Raw genomic sequence first — 14,515 nt, 5'->3', positions numbered from 1 at the left:
TCCTCACACCAAATATACTGAGCCACGTTGAGGAGTAACGCAAATTACCCATCTAACCATCAGAAGCGATCGCCCCTATCTGTGATGTATAGCAATCAACAAGGATATTAGGACAGGCAAGGGGCTTCAGCCCCTTGTTTCAGAGTCTCTGAATGTCCTAACCGCTCTGGCTAGTGCTATGTCGATCCTCTAGCCTGAAAAGTTGTTGAGGGTTTGGTCTCAATCCTTGACGGCCACAAAGACCCGACCCGCTTTCGGTTGGGGTCATCACTCGCCACTATACAGCAGTTTTTCCGTTAATTCCGACAGGATCGCACAATTCTAGCCGGGCGTGATCCTGTCCCCTGGATCATCGGGAAATGGGGTGGAGGCGTAGCGATCGCCTCCCCCTGCTGAACCGCTGCAATTCCTGCTATTCTTGCCCTCAAGTTCCCCTACTCGGCCGCTCTTCCATGTCTCGACCCACCCTCTACTGTGCGATCACCAATCACGGCTTTGGCCATGCCACCCGCCTCACCGCCGTTGCCGCCGAAGTGCAACGCCGCTGCCCCGATGTGCTGATTATTTTGACCACCGCTGCCCCCCGTTGGCTCCTGGAAAGCTATCTACCGGGGGATTTTATTCTGCGATCGCGAGCCTACGATGTGGGGGTGATTCAGCCGGATAGTTTAACGATGGATCTGGATACCACCCTGACCCAGTTGCTGCAATTGCGCGATCGCGCCCCCCGGATCATCGCTAGAGAAGTGGAGTATCTCTGGACGAATGAAGTGGATCTCGTCCTCGGCGACATTCCCCCCTTGGCGGCTGCGATTGGGGCAGCAGCGGGGATTCCGGTGTGGATGATGGGGAATTTTGGCTGGGATTTCATCTATCGTCATTGGGGGGGCGAGTTTATCCCCCTCGCGGATTGGATTGGGGACTGTTTTGGGCAGTGCGATCGCCTCTTTCGGTTGCCCTTTCATGAACCCATGACCGCCTTTCCGCGAATGACCGATGTGGGGTTAACTGGCGGCACACCCCGCTACAGCCGGGCCGAACTCGAAACCCGATTTAACCTCATCCCAAACCGAGAAAAGACCCTATTACTCACCTTTGGGGGTTTAGGAATTCAGCAGATTCCCTATAATAGAGTTAAGGACTACCCTCATTGGCAGTTCATTACTTTCGATCGTCACGCTCCAGATCTTCCCAACCTGCTTCTCATTCGTGATCGTCAGTATCGTCCAGTGGATCTAATGCCATTGTGCGATCGTGTGATCTCAAAACCGGGATTTAGCACCTTTTCCGAAGCCATTCGGTTAAAAATTCCAATTGTTTCACTCCAGCGGGATGGTTTTGCCGAAACCCCGCTCTTGATGCAGGGATTGCAGCAGTATAGCGACCATAAAATCCTTGAGCCTGACCGCTTTTTTCAAGGAGATTGGGATGCTTTGGAGCAGCCCCTCGACCCGCCCCAATCTTCACACCCAATCGCCTGCAATGGAACTGAGATCATCGCTACCGCTATCCTCGAACACCTCCTTCCCTAACACGGTTTTGCAACGGGCTGCCCGCCTGTGGCAGTCATCGGCCCAGGCCGTGCCAGAGACAAACGTCCAGAACATTCATACCGTCCAGGACATCAATACCAATGATGAGCCGACGATCTCAGACATTCCCCTAGAAGCTCCCCCCACCACCGACCCCCCGCCGAAAAAACAACAACGGTTTTGGAGCACGATCGCCCTCGCGGCCCAAGATGTGCGATCGGTGTTAAATCAGCAACGTCAACAGGGGCAATTATTAACCACAAAATTGAATATTTTATTTGTGGTGAATGGGGCATTACTTACCAGTCTCACCCTGTCGCGGTTAATGTTTATTCCGAGTCCCTTTAGCATGGCGGAAATTGTCGGGTTTTTGGTGAATTTTACGCTGCTGATTAATGCCTTTTTGCCACGTCAGATTGCCATTAGTCCGAACTTAGGCGACAACAAATTTTTGGAACGTTATCTGACTTTAACCCCTGAAGAATATCAACTCCGGATGATGGTGAATTTGGTGCATACTTATCAAGCCAATCAACAGCGGATTGATGATGTGTCTCAAACGTTAAACTATGCGGCCTATGTGACGTGGGCGATCGCCTTTGTGATTATGATGCATACCGTTGTGGCGTTCTTTTTTCCCGCATTGCAGTACAGTTATTCTCTATAACTTGGGTCTTACCGGAGAAGCAGTAAAATAATGATGTTGTCAAGATTATGCGGTTTTAACCCGATCGTTGAGGTGCGATCGCAGCCCAAGGATATCCAGTCCGTTCAACCGCTGCCGTCCTTGCAGGAGATCACACTATGAGCTCTGATCCTAACCCTCGTCCCACCCAAGACCCATCTCCCCCCAAACCGAAGGGAGTTGACCCATCCCCCGATATCCCAGCGGAGGATGCCTTGGACTTGCCCGAACCCGACCCGGATAATATTACTGTTCTGAGCAAAAAAGCACCAAACCGGCCCATTTTGCCCTGGAACCGCTATGATTCGCCCTGGGACGAGGCCGACGCTGAATCTTCAGATCGTCCAGAACCTGACGCTGATTCCCCCTCAACGGATGATCCCGATTCTGATGATCCTGATTCCGATGACCTTGATGAACCCGATGAAGTAGCCTAGGGCCATCCAAAGTTCAACGTGACGGTGCGTTACGCTGCGCTAACAGCACTCTACCGTTATGGCACAGTTAAAATAATGATTTACCGTAGGGTGGGTTAGGTGGCTTAAACTCCTGCCATCACTATAATTCATCAATCCGCCGTAACCCACCAATCAAGCTGTGCCGTGACCCTAGGGGCGTTCGTTGGGAGGGTCGGCGAGGGTGAGGGCTTCGCGGTGGGCGTGGGTGAGGGCGATCGCTTGCCCGGAAATATGAGCGAGCAGATGGGCGACATGGGCGGGCTGGAGTACCGTGCCGTCGTTGGTGCATTGGCCGGTGTAGCGGATTTGGGCGGTGTGGTCGTGGGTGTGGATCAATTCGAGGTGGATTAAGCGATCGCGCAGATTAATTTGCTTCACCTTGCCGGATTTGGTGATTTTTTCAAAGGGAATCGCCTCACTCGCCATCACTGCCGCGATCCAATCCGCCCAAGGGGGTTCGGGCGTGTCAGTGCTGAGATCGAGGGTATAACGGGCTTCCCGTAGCAGTTTGTTAGCGGAGGGAGAGTTAACCGCAACCTCTTCAACCCGGTAGAGGGGCAGATCTGGGGGGAGTGCTTGGTTTAAGCGTTGCTGGAAATCCTCAAGTGTCAGCGGTTCGGTGAGTTCAAAATCGACGATTTCCCCTTCGCTGGTCATGCCGAGGGAGAGGGCATTGGCGATCGCAATTTTCGGCCCCGGATGAAACCCGTTAGTGAAGGCGATCGGCAGCGACGCGCGACGGGTGATCCGGTCAAATAAACGCACTAGGTCAAGATGACTCAAGAGCCGCAACTCGCCCAACTTGCCAAACCACACCCGCAGCCGTTGAGCGCGGGTAATATTTGGGCGGAATTGTCCCTCAAAGGCCGGAATTGGCGGCACATCTTGGACAATATTGTCCCCAAAAGCCTCGCCACAGATCCCACATTGAGAGCACCCCTCAAAGGCACAGTCCGGCACAATCGTCGCTTCTAAAGCCCGTTGGAGATCCGCTTTGAGCCATTCTTGATCAATGCCGGTATTGATGTGATCCCACGGCAGCGGCGCGTTGAGGCGTTCGTCCCAATCAAAGCGGCGTTTCCATTGGGGGGAGGCGGCGCGGAGGGTTTCGGTGCGGCCCGTGGCGGTGTTGTCTGCGTCCATGACGTTCCATTCACCGTTTTCAATGTTGCGATATTTCCAGGTCAGGCCGGAAGCGGCGATCGCTTCTTCCCAAGCTCCGTAGGCGCGATCGATACTTTCCCACCAGGAATCCATCCCGGCTCCTAATTCCCAAGCGCGACGAATGACCCGGCCGAGGGTGCGATCGCCCCGCCCGACAAAATCCTCCATCGCCGAAATCCGCACATCGGTAAAATTCGCCTTCACCCCCCGAATCCGCTTCAACTCCGCCCGCAGCAAGTCCTGTTTACGCACAAATTCCGCCGTCGAAACCGAATGCCACTGAAACGGCGTATGGGGTTTGGGGGTGAAATTGGAAATCGTCACCGTAAATTCCAAGCGTTTGCGCCCCTGGATTGCACATTCACTGCGCAACCAGCGCAGGGTTTCGGCGATTCCCAGCACATCTACATCGGTTTCCCCCGGCAACCCGATCATGAAATAGAGCTTCACCTTGTCCCAGCCCTGCTCGACGGCGGTTTTAATCCCCCGCAGCAGTTCTTCATTGGTGAGGCCTTTGTTAATCACGTCGCGCATCCGTTGGGTTCCGGCTTCCGGGGCGAAGGTGAGACCCGCTTGGCGTGTGCCGCCGAGGATATTGGCGATATTTTCATCAAAACGATCCACCCGTTGACTGGGGAGATTGAGGGAAATATTTTCATCCTTGAGGCGGTTTTTAATTTCCATCCCCACCGCAGGCAGGGCGAGATAGTCCGAACAACTCAGGGACAGCAAGGAAAATTCGTTATATCCCGTGGCCCGCATTCCTTTTTCGATCGCATCCACCACTTTTTCCGGCTCCACATCCCGCGCCGGTCGCGTCAACATCCCCGGCTGACAAAACCGACAGCCCCGCGTACAACCGCGCCGAATTTCCACCGTGAGGCGATCGTGTACCGTTTCCACATAGGGCACGAGACCGATGGAATAGGCGGGCATCGGCGCAGCAACGCGGCGCAGGACACGGGGCGGCACATCGGGATGGTTGGGAACCACTGCGCCCGTCTCGGTTTGGTCGTAATATAGCGGCACATAAACCCCCGGCACTTGGGCCAGGTCGAGGAGGATTTCTCGCTTACTCAGGCCAGCGGCTTTCCCTTCGGCGATCACCAGGCCAATTTCCGGCAGTAATTCTTCTCCGTCACCGAGGGCGAAGAAATCGAGGAAGTCGGAAAAGGGTTCGGGGTTAGATGTGGCGGTTTGACCCCCGGCGAAGATTAGGGGGATGTCGGGGCGATCGCACCGTTCGGCGGCCGTGAGGGGAATTTGCGCCAGGGTGAGCATTTCGAGGATGTTCGTCGCGCCGAGTTCGTAGCTGAGACTGAAGCCGAGAATATCAAAATCCGTGAGCGATCGCCGCGATTCCAACGCAAACAGGGGCGTATCGGTGTCGCGTAATTTCGTCGCCAGATCAGGAGCGGGGAGATAGGCGCGATCGCACAGTTGACGCGGTTGGGCGTTGAGGATGTTGTAGAGAATGATATGCCCCAAGTTGGACGCGCCCACTTCATAAATTTCGGGATAGGTCAAGACCCAGCGCACCGTTGCCTTTTCCCACGGTTTATGCACCGCGCCCAATTCATTACCCAAGTAGCGAGCGGGTTTATTAATGTCGGGGGTGAGAAGTTGGTCTATGGTGACGGTCAAGGGGCGCTCTCCGAATCTTCAGGATCAGTGCCCTATTTTAACGTAGGAGACCCAGTAAGCGGGGCAGGGTGAGCATTCATCTTGAGGGTTGAGCAGTATCTCTAAAAAACCCTCACCCAACCCTCTCCCGCAGGAGAGGGCTTCTGGCTCCCTTCTCCTGGGGGAGAAGCGATGCCCTGAGCGCAGTCGAAGGGGAGCTGGGGATGAGGGAAACCGATCGCGCAACTCTCGGTACAATTTAAATCATTGATCATAGATAAGCAAAAACGGGTCATGGTGGCGAAAAAACGGGTAATTGTGGTGGGGGCGGGCTGGGCAGGTCTGGGGGCGACGGATCATCTGGCGCGACAGGGGTATGACGTGACGCTCCTCGAAGCCAGTGCCCAGCCGGGGGGATTGGTGGCGGGTTGGCGGACGGCGGATGGGCGATCGATTGAGGGGGGGATTCATGGGTTTTGGTATCCCTATCGCAATATTTTTCAACGGGTGAAAGAATTGGGGTTGAAGCCCTTTACGCCTTTTACCCAGTCCCATCAATATTCACCCCACGGTTTAGAAGCGATCGCACCCCTGTTTCAAAACGAATTCCGCCTGCCGTCGCCCCTCGGCACGTTTCTCTATACCCAATTTCCGCGTTTGCCCTTGAGCGATCGCCTTTCCGCCCTGCCTCTGCTCCGGGCGGTGATTGATTTTGATAATTCTGATGCGGCGTGGCGACGCTACGACAAACGCACCGCCCGCGAACTCTTCCAGGAATACGGCGTTTCAGAGCGGCTCTACACCGATGCCTTTAACCCGATGTTGTTGGTGGGGCTGTTTGCACCGGGGGAACAGTGCAGCGCGGCGGCGGCCTTGGGGATGTTGTACTACTTCATCCTCGCCCACCAGCCGGATTTTGATGTGGTGTGGTGTCGGGGGACAGTGGGCGAGATGATTTTTCGGCCCTGGGTGCAGCAGATTGAAGCCCTGGGCGGCGAGGTGTTGACGAACCATCAAGTGACCGATGTGGTGCTCAATAGTCAGGGGCAGGTGACGGGGGTGATCTGTGGCGATCGCCAACTGCCTGCCGATGCAGTGATCTTCGCCATCAGTATCAGCGGCATGAAAAAACTCGTCCAAGCCAGTTCCACCCTGGCCCAATATCCAGAATTTCGGAATCTGTTAAACCTGGGCGGCATTGATGTGCTCGCCAGTCGGTTCTGGTTCGATCGTAAGGTAAACATTCCCCAGCCCTCTAACGCCTGTTTTGGCTTTGATGACACCACAGGCTGGACATTCTTCGACCTCAACACCCTCCACGATGAATATCACCAAGAACCGGGCAGCGTCGTGGAGGTGGATTTTTATCACGCCAATCAATTGCTGGCGATGAATGATGCCGACCTCAGCCGCAAAATTCACCAAGATTTAATCACCTGTATTCCGGACTTTAGCCAGGCGAATATTGTCGATCAACGCTTTATCCGGGTCAGCCAAGGGGTGACCCATTTCGCGCCGGGCAGTTATCAACACCTCCAACGGGCCCAAAGTCCGATCCCAAATCTCTTTTTTAGTGGCGATTGGGTGATTACGGATCATGGGTCGTGGTCGCAGGAAAAGGCCTACGTCACAGGTTTAGAGGCGGCGAATTTGGTCTGTCAACAGTTGAAGCGGGGCAAAGCAGCGGAAATCATCCCCGTCGAACCCGATGAACCCCACATCGCCGCGATGCGATCGCTCAATCAACTCTGGCGCACGATGACGGGCGATCGCGGCTTTTTCGCCTAACCTGCGTTTCTTCCAACTGTAGTGCGGGCATCTTGCCCGCTGCTTTCCATCACGGGTCATCCATAGCGAGCTAGAAGCTCGCACCCCTTGAGGCTCAAGACAGCAACCCAGGGGAATATGGCAGAATGGGAATTCTTTCCGTTTCCCCGAAAAACCATGGCGATCGACTACCTCAAACGCATTCTCACGGCGCAGGTTTACGATGTGGCCCGCGAGAGTCCCTTGGAGATTGCCCATAATCTTTCGGCGCGTCTCGACAATCGGCTGCTGCTCAAACGCGAAGATTTGCAGTCGGTGTTTTCCTTCAAGCTGCGCGGAGCCTATAACAAGATGGCGCAACTAGAGCGCGATCGCCTTCGTCAGGGCGTGATTACTGCCTCGGCTGGGAACCATGCCCAAGGGGTCGCCCTCGGAGCGCGGCAGTTAGGGGTGACCGCTACGATCGTCATGCCGATGACCACCCCCGATGTTAAAGTGGCGGCGGTGAGAGCGAGGGGCGGCCGGGTGGTGCTCCACGGCGAAACCTTTGACGATGCCCACGCCCACGCCCGCCAACTCGAAGCCGAACAGGGACTCACCTTCATTCACCCTTTTGATGACCCCGATGTGATTGCGGGGCAAGGCACGATCGGCATGGAAATTCTGCGCCAGCAGTCGGGGCCCATTGAGGCGATATTGGTGGCGATCGGCGGTGGGGGCTTGATTTCTGGCATTGCTGCCTACGTGAAGCAACTCCGCCCAGAGATTAAAATCATCGGGGTTGAGCCGATGGATGCTGATGCGATGTATCAATCGCTGCAACAGGGCGAACGGGTCAAGCTCCCCCAGGTGGGGCTGTTTGCCGATGGGGTGGCAGTGCGTCAGGTGGGGGTTGAGACCTTTCGCCTTTGTCAGTTGTATGTAGATGAAGTGTTGCGGGTCACCACCGATGATATTTGTGCGGCGATTAAGGATGTGTTTGAAGATACGCGATCGATCTTAGAACCGGCCGGAGCGTTGGCGATCGCAGGTGCGAAAGCCTATGTTGAGCGAGAAAATTGCTCTGGTAAAACCCTAGTGGCGATCGCCTGCGGTGCAAACATGAACTTCGATCGCCTCCGCTTCGTCTCCGAACGGGCCGAATTTGGAGAACGCCGCGAAGCCATCTTTGCCGTCACCATTCCCGAACAGCCCGGCAGCCTCAAACGCTTCTGCGACTGCCTCGGCAACCATAACATTACTGAATTTAACTACCGGATCGCCAACGCCGCCGAGGCCCATATCTTCGTCGGGGTGCAGATTAAAAATCGCGCCGAAGCCACCCAGATCGCCGCCACCTTTGAAACCAACGGCCTCAAAACCCTCGACCTCAGCGACGACGAACTGACCAAAATGCACCTACGCCACATGGTCGGCGGCCATTCCCCCCTCGCCCACCATGAACTGGTTTACCGCTTCGAGTTTCCCGAACGTCCGGGCGCTTTAATGAAGTTTGTCGCCGCCCTCAGTCCCCATTGGAATATCAGTCTCTGTCACTATCGCAACCATGGCGCTGACTATGGCCGCATTGTTGTGGGCATGCAAGTGCCGCCGGAGGATTGGGGCGCTTGGCAAACCGTGCTCGACACCTTGGGCTATCGCTATTGGGATGAAAATGAAAATCCTGCCTATCGCTTGTTTTTGGGCTAGTGTCCAGTCAACAATCAATTGACGGATAGAGATGTTGTAATTTCAGCCTGGCATCAGCCGTTGTAAATCGCCAATCAATCCATGTTTCCTGATGATTGCGCTCGTCTTGCCAGGCATCCACTTCACGCTTGAGTGTCTCCTGATCAGGAATCCGGCGACTTAAGCACTGACGACTCAAAACACTCAGTTCAATCTCGGCCATATTCAGCCAACTGCCATGTTTGGGGGTATGGCAGAATTCCAATCGACTCAAGATGCGTTGTGCTTCTGCCGGTTCAAAGGCTTTGTAGAGTGAGGCCGGGGAATGAGTATTGAGATTATCCTGAATGACAATGATTTTTTGGGCTTGGGCGTAATCGATATCCACTAACGTTTTGAGCAAGTGGGCATAATCTACTGCGGTGCGACGCTCTGTGACCGTCACGCGCCGCCACCCAATCATCGGTTCACAGACCATAAACAGGTTGGCTGTCCCGTTGCGCTCATATTCATAATCCACCCGTTCGGGCTGCCCCGGTTGAGCCGGAATGGGTAGGCGGGTTTCTTTGACTAACTGTTTGCTCGCTTCATCAATGCAAATCACAGGCATGTTTGGGGTGTAATCCGTCTGATAGACCGTCAAGACTGCCTCCATATGCCAGACAAACTCTGCGCTTTGGCTCGGTGGAATTACCCAACAGCTTTGTCGCCAGGGTTGGAGTTCGTTTTTTTAGCAGTTGCCGCACGCTTTCATGGCTGATGTCATCGACATAGTCCAACTCCACCATCTGCTGTGCTAATAAACGTAACGTCCATCGCCCCTGACCTGCGGGCGGTTCACTACAGCACAACGCCACTAAGTGTGCCTCCGTTGTGCCATCCAACTTTCGGGGGCGACGGGGATGGGGCGAGGGCTTAAGGCTGCCTCTAGCCCCTCTTCGACAAATCGTTTCCGCACTCGCTCAATGGTTCTAAGGCTAATATCAAGGGCTTCTTTTATATCCTGATCTCGCCAACCGGGGGATTGCTGGCAATCGGCTTTGAGGAGAATTCGGGCATGATTGATCAGAGCCGCAGCTCGTTTCCCCGTGGTGACAATTTCCTGGAGGTTTTGTCGTTCTTCGTCGCTTAAGCGCACAACGTATTTTTTGACCATGTCAGCCTTGGTTGAGAAACTGACTTCATCTTACTCTTCTCACTCGGCACTATCTCTTTGACTAAGCACTAGGGGCGATCGCAAATGATCCGCTCTCGATTTGGCGCGATCAATTTTCGATAATCAAGAGTATTACAGGGAGTTGGAGCAATGGATCGGACATGATGCTGTTTTTGACGGGGTTTGTGATTGGGGTGTCGGTGGCGGCTCCGGTGGGGGCGATTGGGGTGTTGTGCATGGTGCGCACCCTCACCTATGGGCGGCGGATTGGGTTTGTGTCGGGGTTGGGGGCGGCGACAGCAGATGCGGTTTATGGGTGCATTGCGGGGTTTGGTTTAACAGCGATCGCTCAATTCCTGATCACGCATCAACAATGGTTTAGCCTTGGTGGGGGGCTGTTTCTCGGTTATTTAGGATGGCAAGCCTGGTTAAGTCCACCCCCGATCATACCCGGTATTTCTACTCATTCATCCCCCCCAATCACTCCCCCAGCGGTGGCCTTGTCCCCCCTCAATGCCTACCGTTCAACCTTCGTTTTGACCCTGACAAATCCGGCCACAATTCTGTCATTTGTCGGAATTTTTTCAGGGTTAGGATTGGTGCAAAATCAGTCTACTTATGGTAATGCTTTGTTATTAGTGGGGGGAGTGTTTAGCGGTTCAATGGCTTGGTGGTGGGTGTTGAGTTGGGTGGTGAATCGGTCGAACTTTCTACGGCAACCGCAGTGGATGCGATGGATCAATCGCGGGTCTGGCGTGATTTTGATCACAATGGGACTAGGCGCGATCGCAGCGGCAATCTTCCCCCCTTGATGCCAACGAGTGCGCCTTTAATCCCGTCGATTTTGATCCTATTTTTTACCCTCACAAAAAATAATTCAAAGCGCCTCTGAAATAGCCCCAAAACTTCACCATGAATGTAAAAAAAATTAACCCCCATTTCCCCCCACTTGTCGCACAATAAAACTATCCCCCCCAGAATCAAAATCCTGGTTGACTGACTTGATAGCCCTCACCCCCAACCCCTTTCCCAGAGGGCGAGGGGAGCCGATCCATTTTTCCAGTTCCCTCTCCCCTAAGGTGAGGGCTAGGGTGAGGGCTTTCCGGGATCTGGCTAATTTTGTCAGTCAACCAGATCAAAATCACTCTGAATCTCGTAACTCAGGAAAAATGCCCCATGGACGCGCAAGAACTGTTACAACGCTATGAATCCGGTCAGCGAGATTTTCAAGGAATTAACCTGATGGGTGCAAATCTGGCATCCGCGAACCTGAGCGACATTAACCTCACAGATGCGTACCTGGGCGCGGTGGATTTGAGCCGGGCGAATCTGCACGGGGCGGATCTGTCCCGTGCGTTTCTCTTTCGGGCCAACCTCAGCACCGCCAAAGTCAACGCAGCGAATTTAACCGAAACCGATTTAACCAAAGCCAATCTTAAAGGGGCAGAATTCATTAAAGCCAACCTCACCAACGCAAAACTAAGCGGCGCGTGCTTAAGTTACGTCAACCTCCGTCAGGCTAACCTCCAAGGCGTGAACCTCTGTGGGGCAAATTTACAGGAGATTAACTTTCGAGGCGCAAACCTCCAGAATGTGAATTTTAGCTGGGCGAATTTGTCCGGGGCGCGTTTGAGTGGGGCCAATTTGCGGGGGGCGAACCTCAACGGGATTAAACTCTGTGAGGCTTTTATGAATGGGGTTGACCTGCAAGGGGCGGATCTGGATGGGGTGGATCTGAGTGAGGCGAAACTGAGTGGCGCGAATTTGAACGATGCGATCTTGACGGTGGCTAACCTCAGTTACAGTCAACTCCGAACCTCGATGTTGTCCCGTGCCAATCTTCAAGCGGCGAACTTGGAGGGGTCTAACATGATGCGGGTGGGTCTGGTGGAGGCGAATCTCTCGAAGGCGAATCTTGCCGACACCAATCTACAGGAAGCGGATTTAACGGGGGCAACGTTGAACCAAGCGGATTTGGCGGGGGCGCGGTTGCAGTTGGCGAGTCTGCGGAATGCCTATTTATGGGGCGCGAATTTTACGGTTTTGGGGTTGGAGGGGGCGAATCTGGCGGGGGCGAATTTCCGAGGGGCGCGACAGGATGGGGTGCAGTGGCATCAGGCGCTGTTGGCGAAAACGACGCTTCCCGATGGCAAAGTGACGGCTTAGGGCGGTGGCGCGACGATCGCTTCAAGATCTTGTTTTAAAATGACGGGCGGGGAGTGGATTTCACTCCTAGCCCGTTTTTGGTGTTTGTTGCTGTTATGCCGAAGTCTTCTGAGCCTGAATCTCCTGATGCGCTGCCGGTTCCGACGGAGCCGCAGTTAGCGATCGCATCCCAACCCTTTACCATCCCCCAAGCCCAACGCCAACTCACCCCCAACACCACCGCGATCAATGGCATTGTGATGGTGGTGGCGTTGCTGATTATGGTGGTGGGGTGGGTGGCGAACCTCGCGCCGATTTTGTTTGCGGGGTCGTCGGTGGCGTTGTTGATCGCGGGTCGGATTACGTTGCCGGGGGTGTGGCGATGGTTTGAGCGGTTTCTCACCCCTGGGGAACGGCAGGTGATTTTTGGGGTGTTGGGGGCGTTGGGGGCGATCGCAGGTTTTGGCGAACTCCTCGGCGTATACGAACGGATTAACCAATGGCTCACCACCTCAAAATGGGATGAGTTTGGTTCCTGGGCCGAATGGTTTGGGGCGATCGGGCAGATCATGATCGCGATCATCGCCGTTTACGTCGCCTGGGAACAATACGTCATCTCGAAAGACCTCACCATCCGCCAAAACACGATCACCCAACAACAAACCATCGACGCTTATTTTCAAGGCATTTCTGATCTCGCCCTCAGTCCGGAAGGTCTCTTGGAAGATTGGCCCCAAGAACGCGCCTTCGCCGAAGGTCGCACCGCTGCGATTCTGAGCAGTGTGGATGCGGGGGGAAAGGCGAAAATTCTCCGGTTTCTCTCCCAAGCCAAACTCGTCACTCCCCTAAAGCGGGATGGTCTATTGGGTCGCGCTATTTTGGATGGGGCGGGCGGCTACGAGGAGGATCGTGTTCAAGGGTTGCGGGTGATTGATTTGGGGGTGATGCTGGCCCGTGCTGACCTTTCGAGGACGGATCTCCGCTGGACGGATATGAGCGATGCTTACATGATCGGCGCGAATTTAAGCGATTGCGATCTGGTGCGAGCCAATCTTGCCCGCGCTGTGTTGTATGAGGCAAACCTGAAGGGGGCTGACCTCAAAGGCGTGCGCTTATTCTATGGTTCCGCCGAAACCGCCAGCCCCCGCAGTCTTACCACTGCCCCCAATTACGATACCGGGGCGCACACCGGGGCGGTAATCGAGCGGGCGGATTTTAGCAATGTGCAACGTCTCAGCGATGAGCAACGCTACTATTGCTGTGCCTGGGGCGGGGAAAAGACACGCGGCACGATTCCCGGCGGCTGTGCTGGGATTCCTAATCATTTGGGGCGTTAAGCTCTCCTGCGATCGCTGACACCTCTCAATTAGTGCGTTACGGTGAATTGCTGAATGATAGTCATAGCCTATGTTTTAGCCACCTAACGCATCCGACATCAAGCTACCCATGAAGTGATTCAGGCAAGGGGCTTCAGCCCCTTGTTTTGGGATTGTTTAATCCACGAGGCCCGATCGCAACGCTCGCACAGCGGCTTGGGTGCGGTCATCGGCGCAGAGTTTATTGAGAATGCTGCGGACGTGGGTTTTGACCGTGCCGACGGTGATGTGCAGACGTTCAGCGATCGCCGCATTATTGCAGCCCGCGACAATTAATTCCAACACATCCAACTCGCGATCGGTGAGGGTACTGGCTTCGATCAGTTGTTGATCTTCAGAATCAATCGATCGGATTTCCACCATCGGATTATTGTCTCCCTGTTCTGCCCCCCCACTGGTGCGCGCCTGTTGCAAGACCACTCGTGCGATCGTCGGATCAATCCACGAATTCCCCTCATGGGTGAGGCGAATCGCTTGCACCAAACTCTCTAAACTCACATCTTTTAAACTATAGGAATCTGCCCCCGCCGCAAACGCCGCCAAGATTGAATCTTCCTCATCATGCATCGTCAAAATCAAAATTTTGGTATTGGCAGCATCAGGAGAAGCACGAAATCGCTGCGTCAGTTCAATCCCATCCTGATCCGGCAAACCAATATCAACAATCGCCACATGGGGCTTACTCACCTGTAAAATTTGTAATCCCTGATGAGCATTGGGGGCTTCGCCAACCACCTCAATATCATCCACTTGTTGGAGTGCTGCACTCAAGCCAATCCGACTGAGATCATGATCTTCAATCAAAACAACACGAATCTTACTCATAGGTTTAGGGCGAAAAAAAGATGAGAGTTTTAAACCTTAACGTATCATACAGCTTGTTCAGTGGTAAGGATTCAGGTACTTGAAACGCAGTCACAGCGAGGCTTTCAAAATCGAGG

Annotated in this window: 10 protein-coding genes and 1 pseudogene; 8 read left to right on the top strand and 3 right to left on the bottom strand. The window is 54.3% G+C overall.

Annotated features, from left to right (window positions below; genetic code table 11):
- The first annotated feature begins 452 nt into the window (after nucleotides 1-452).
- The 3 genes from SPI6313_RS03430 (at nucleotide 453) to SPI6313_RS03420 (ending at nucleotide 2,654) form a co-directional block, all read left to right on the top strand.
- Nucleotides 453-1,532: a glycosyl transferase gene (locus SPI6313_RS03430; RefSeq protein ID WP_072619729.1), complete on the top strand. Its 1,080-nt coding sequence runs from the start codon at nucleotides 453-455 to the stop codon at nucleotides 1,530-1,532.
- 7 nt (nucleotides 1,533-1,539) lie between these two features.
- Nucleotides 1,540-2,199 carry a hypothetical protein gene (locus SPI6313_RS03425; RefSeq protein WP_217650489.1) on the top strand — a complete coding sequence of 220 codons (660 nt, stop codon included), beginning with the start codon at nucleotides 1,540-1,542 and terminating at the stop codon, nucleotides 2,197-2,199.
- Between the two features lie 137 nt (nucleotides 2,200-2,336).
- The gene (locus tag SPI6313_RS03420) at nucleotides 2,337-2,654 is read left to right on the top strand and encodes a hypothetical protein (RefSeq protein ID WP_072619728.1); all 318 of its coding nucleotides are present in this window, start codon (nucleotides 2,337-2,339) and stop codon (nucleotides 2,652-2,654) included.
- A gap of 171 nt (nucleotides 2,655-2,825) precedes the next feature.
- Here the strand turns inward: SPI6313_RS03420 and SPI6313_RS03415 are convergent, their stop codons facing one another.
- A complete protein-coding gene (locus tag SPI6313_RS03415; protein WP_072619727.1) occupies nucleotides 2,826-5,483 on the bottom strand; it encodes a TIGR03960 family B12-binding radical SAM protein in 2,658 nt (885 codons plus the stop codon).
- A 273-nt stretch (nucleotides 5,484-5,756) separates the two neighbouring features.
- Here SPI6313_RS03415 and SPI6313_RS03410 point away from each other — a divergent pair, with 273 nt between their 5' ends.
- Together SPI6313_RS03410 and ilvA are read left to right on the top strand one after the other, a co-directional pair.
- Entirely contained in the window at nucleotides 5,757-7,250 is a 1,494-nt protein-coding gene (locus SPI6313_RS03410) for an FAD-dependent oxidoreductase (protein WP_072619726.1), read from the top strand.
- Nucleotides 7,251-7,406: 156 nt separating this feature from the next.
- Nucleotides 7,407-8,918 carry a threonine ammonia-lyase, biosynthetic gene (gene ilvA / locus SPI6313_RS03405; protein ID WP_072622983.1) on the top strand — a complete coding sequence of 504 codons (1,512 nt, stop codon included), beginning with the start codon at nucleotides 7,407-7,409 and terminating at the stop codon, nucleotides 8,916-8,918.
- Nucleotides 8,919-8,925: 7 nt separating this feature from the next.
- On the opposite strand, the pseudogene SPI6313_RS22170 reads toward ilvA, so the two are convergent.
- Nucleotides 8,926-10,053 (bottom strand): annotated as a pseudogene (locus SPI6313_RS22170) (IS630 family transposase).
- Nucleotides 10,054-10,214: 161 nt separating this feature from the next.
- Here SPI6313_RS22170 and SPI6313_RS03385 point away from each other — a divergent pair.
- The 3 genes from SPI6313_RS03385 to SPI6313_RS03375 all read left to right on the top strand — a co-directional run bounded on the left by SPI6313_RS03385 (nucleotide 10,215) and on the right by SPI6313_RS03375 (nucleotide 13,535).
- Entirely contained in the window at nucleotides 10,215-10,865 is a 651-nt protein-coding gene (locus tag SPI6313_RS03385; RefSeq protein WP_072619722.1) for a LysE family translocator, read from the top strand.
- A gap of 364 nt (nucleotides 10,866-11,229) precedes the next feature.
- The gene (locus tag SPI6313_RS03380; RefSeq protein WP_072619721.1) at nucleotides 11,230-12,219 is read left to right on the top strand and encodes a pentapeptide repeat-containing protein; all 990 of its coding nucleotides are present in this window, start codon (nucleotides 11,230-11,232) and stop codon (nucleotides 12,217-12,219) included.
- 95 nt (nucleotides 12,220-12,314) lie between these two features.
- On the top strand, nucleotides 12,315-13,535 hold the full coding sequence (locus SPI6313_RS03375) for a pentapeptide repeat-containing protein (RefSeq protein ID WP_072619720.1): 1,221 nt from the start codon (nucleotides 12,315-12,317) through the stop codon (nucleotides 13,533-13,535).
- 156 nt (nucleotides 13,536-13,691) lie between these two features.
- Here SPI6313_RS03375 and SPI6313_RS03370 read toward each other — a convergent pair whose 3' ends face one another.
- Nucleotides 13,692-14,399 carry a response regulator gene (locus SPI6313_RS03370; RefSeq protein ID WP_072619719.1) on the bottom strand — a complete coding sequence of 236 codons (708 nt, stop codon included), beginning with the start codon at nucleotides 14,397-14,399 and terminating at the stop codon, nucleotides 13,692-13,694.
- Nucleotides 14,400-14,515 lie beyond the last annotated feature (116 nt).

The organism is Spirulina major PCC 6313 (assembly GCF_001890765.1).
GTDB lineage: Bacteria > Cyanobacteriota > Cyanobacteriia > Cyanobacteriales > Spirulinaceae > Spirulina > Spirulina major.
Note: the sequence above shows the minus strand (reverse complement) of the source record. Positions and strands in the feature narration are given on the sequence as shown.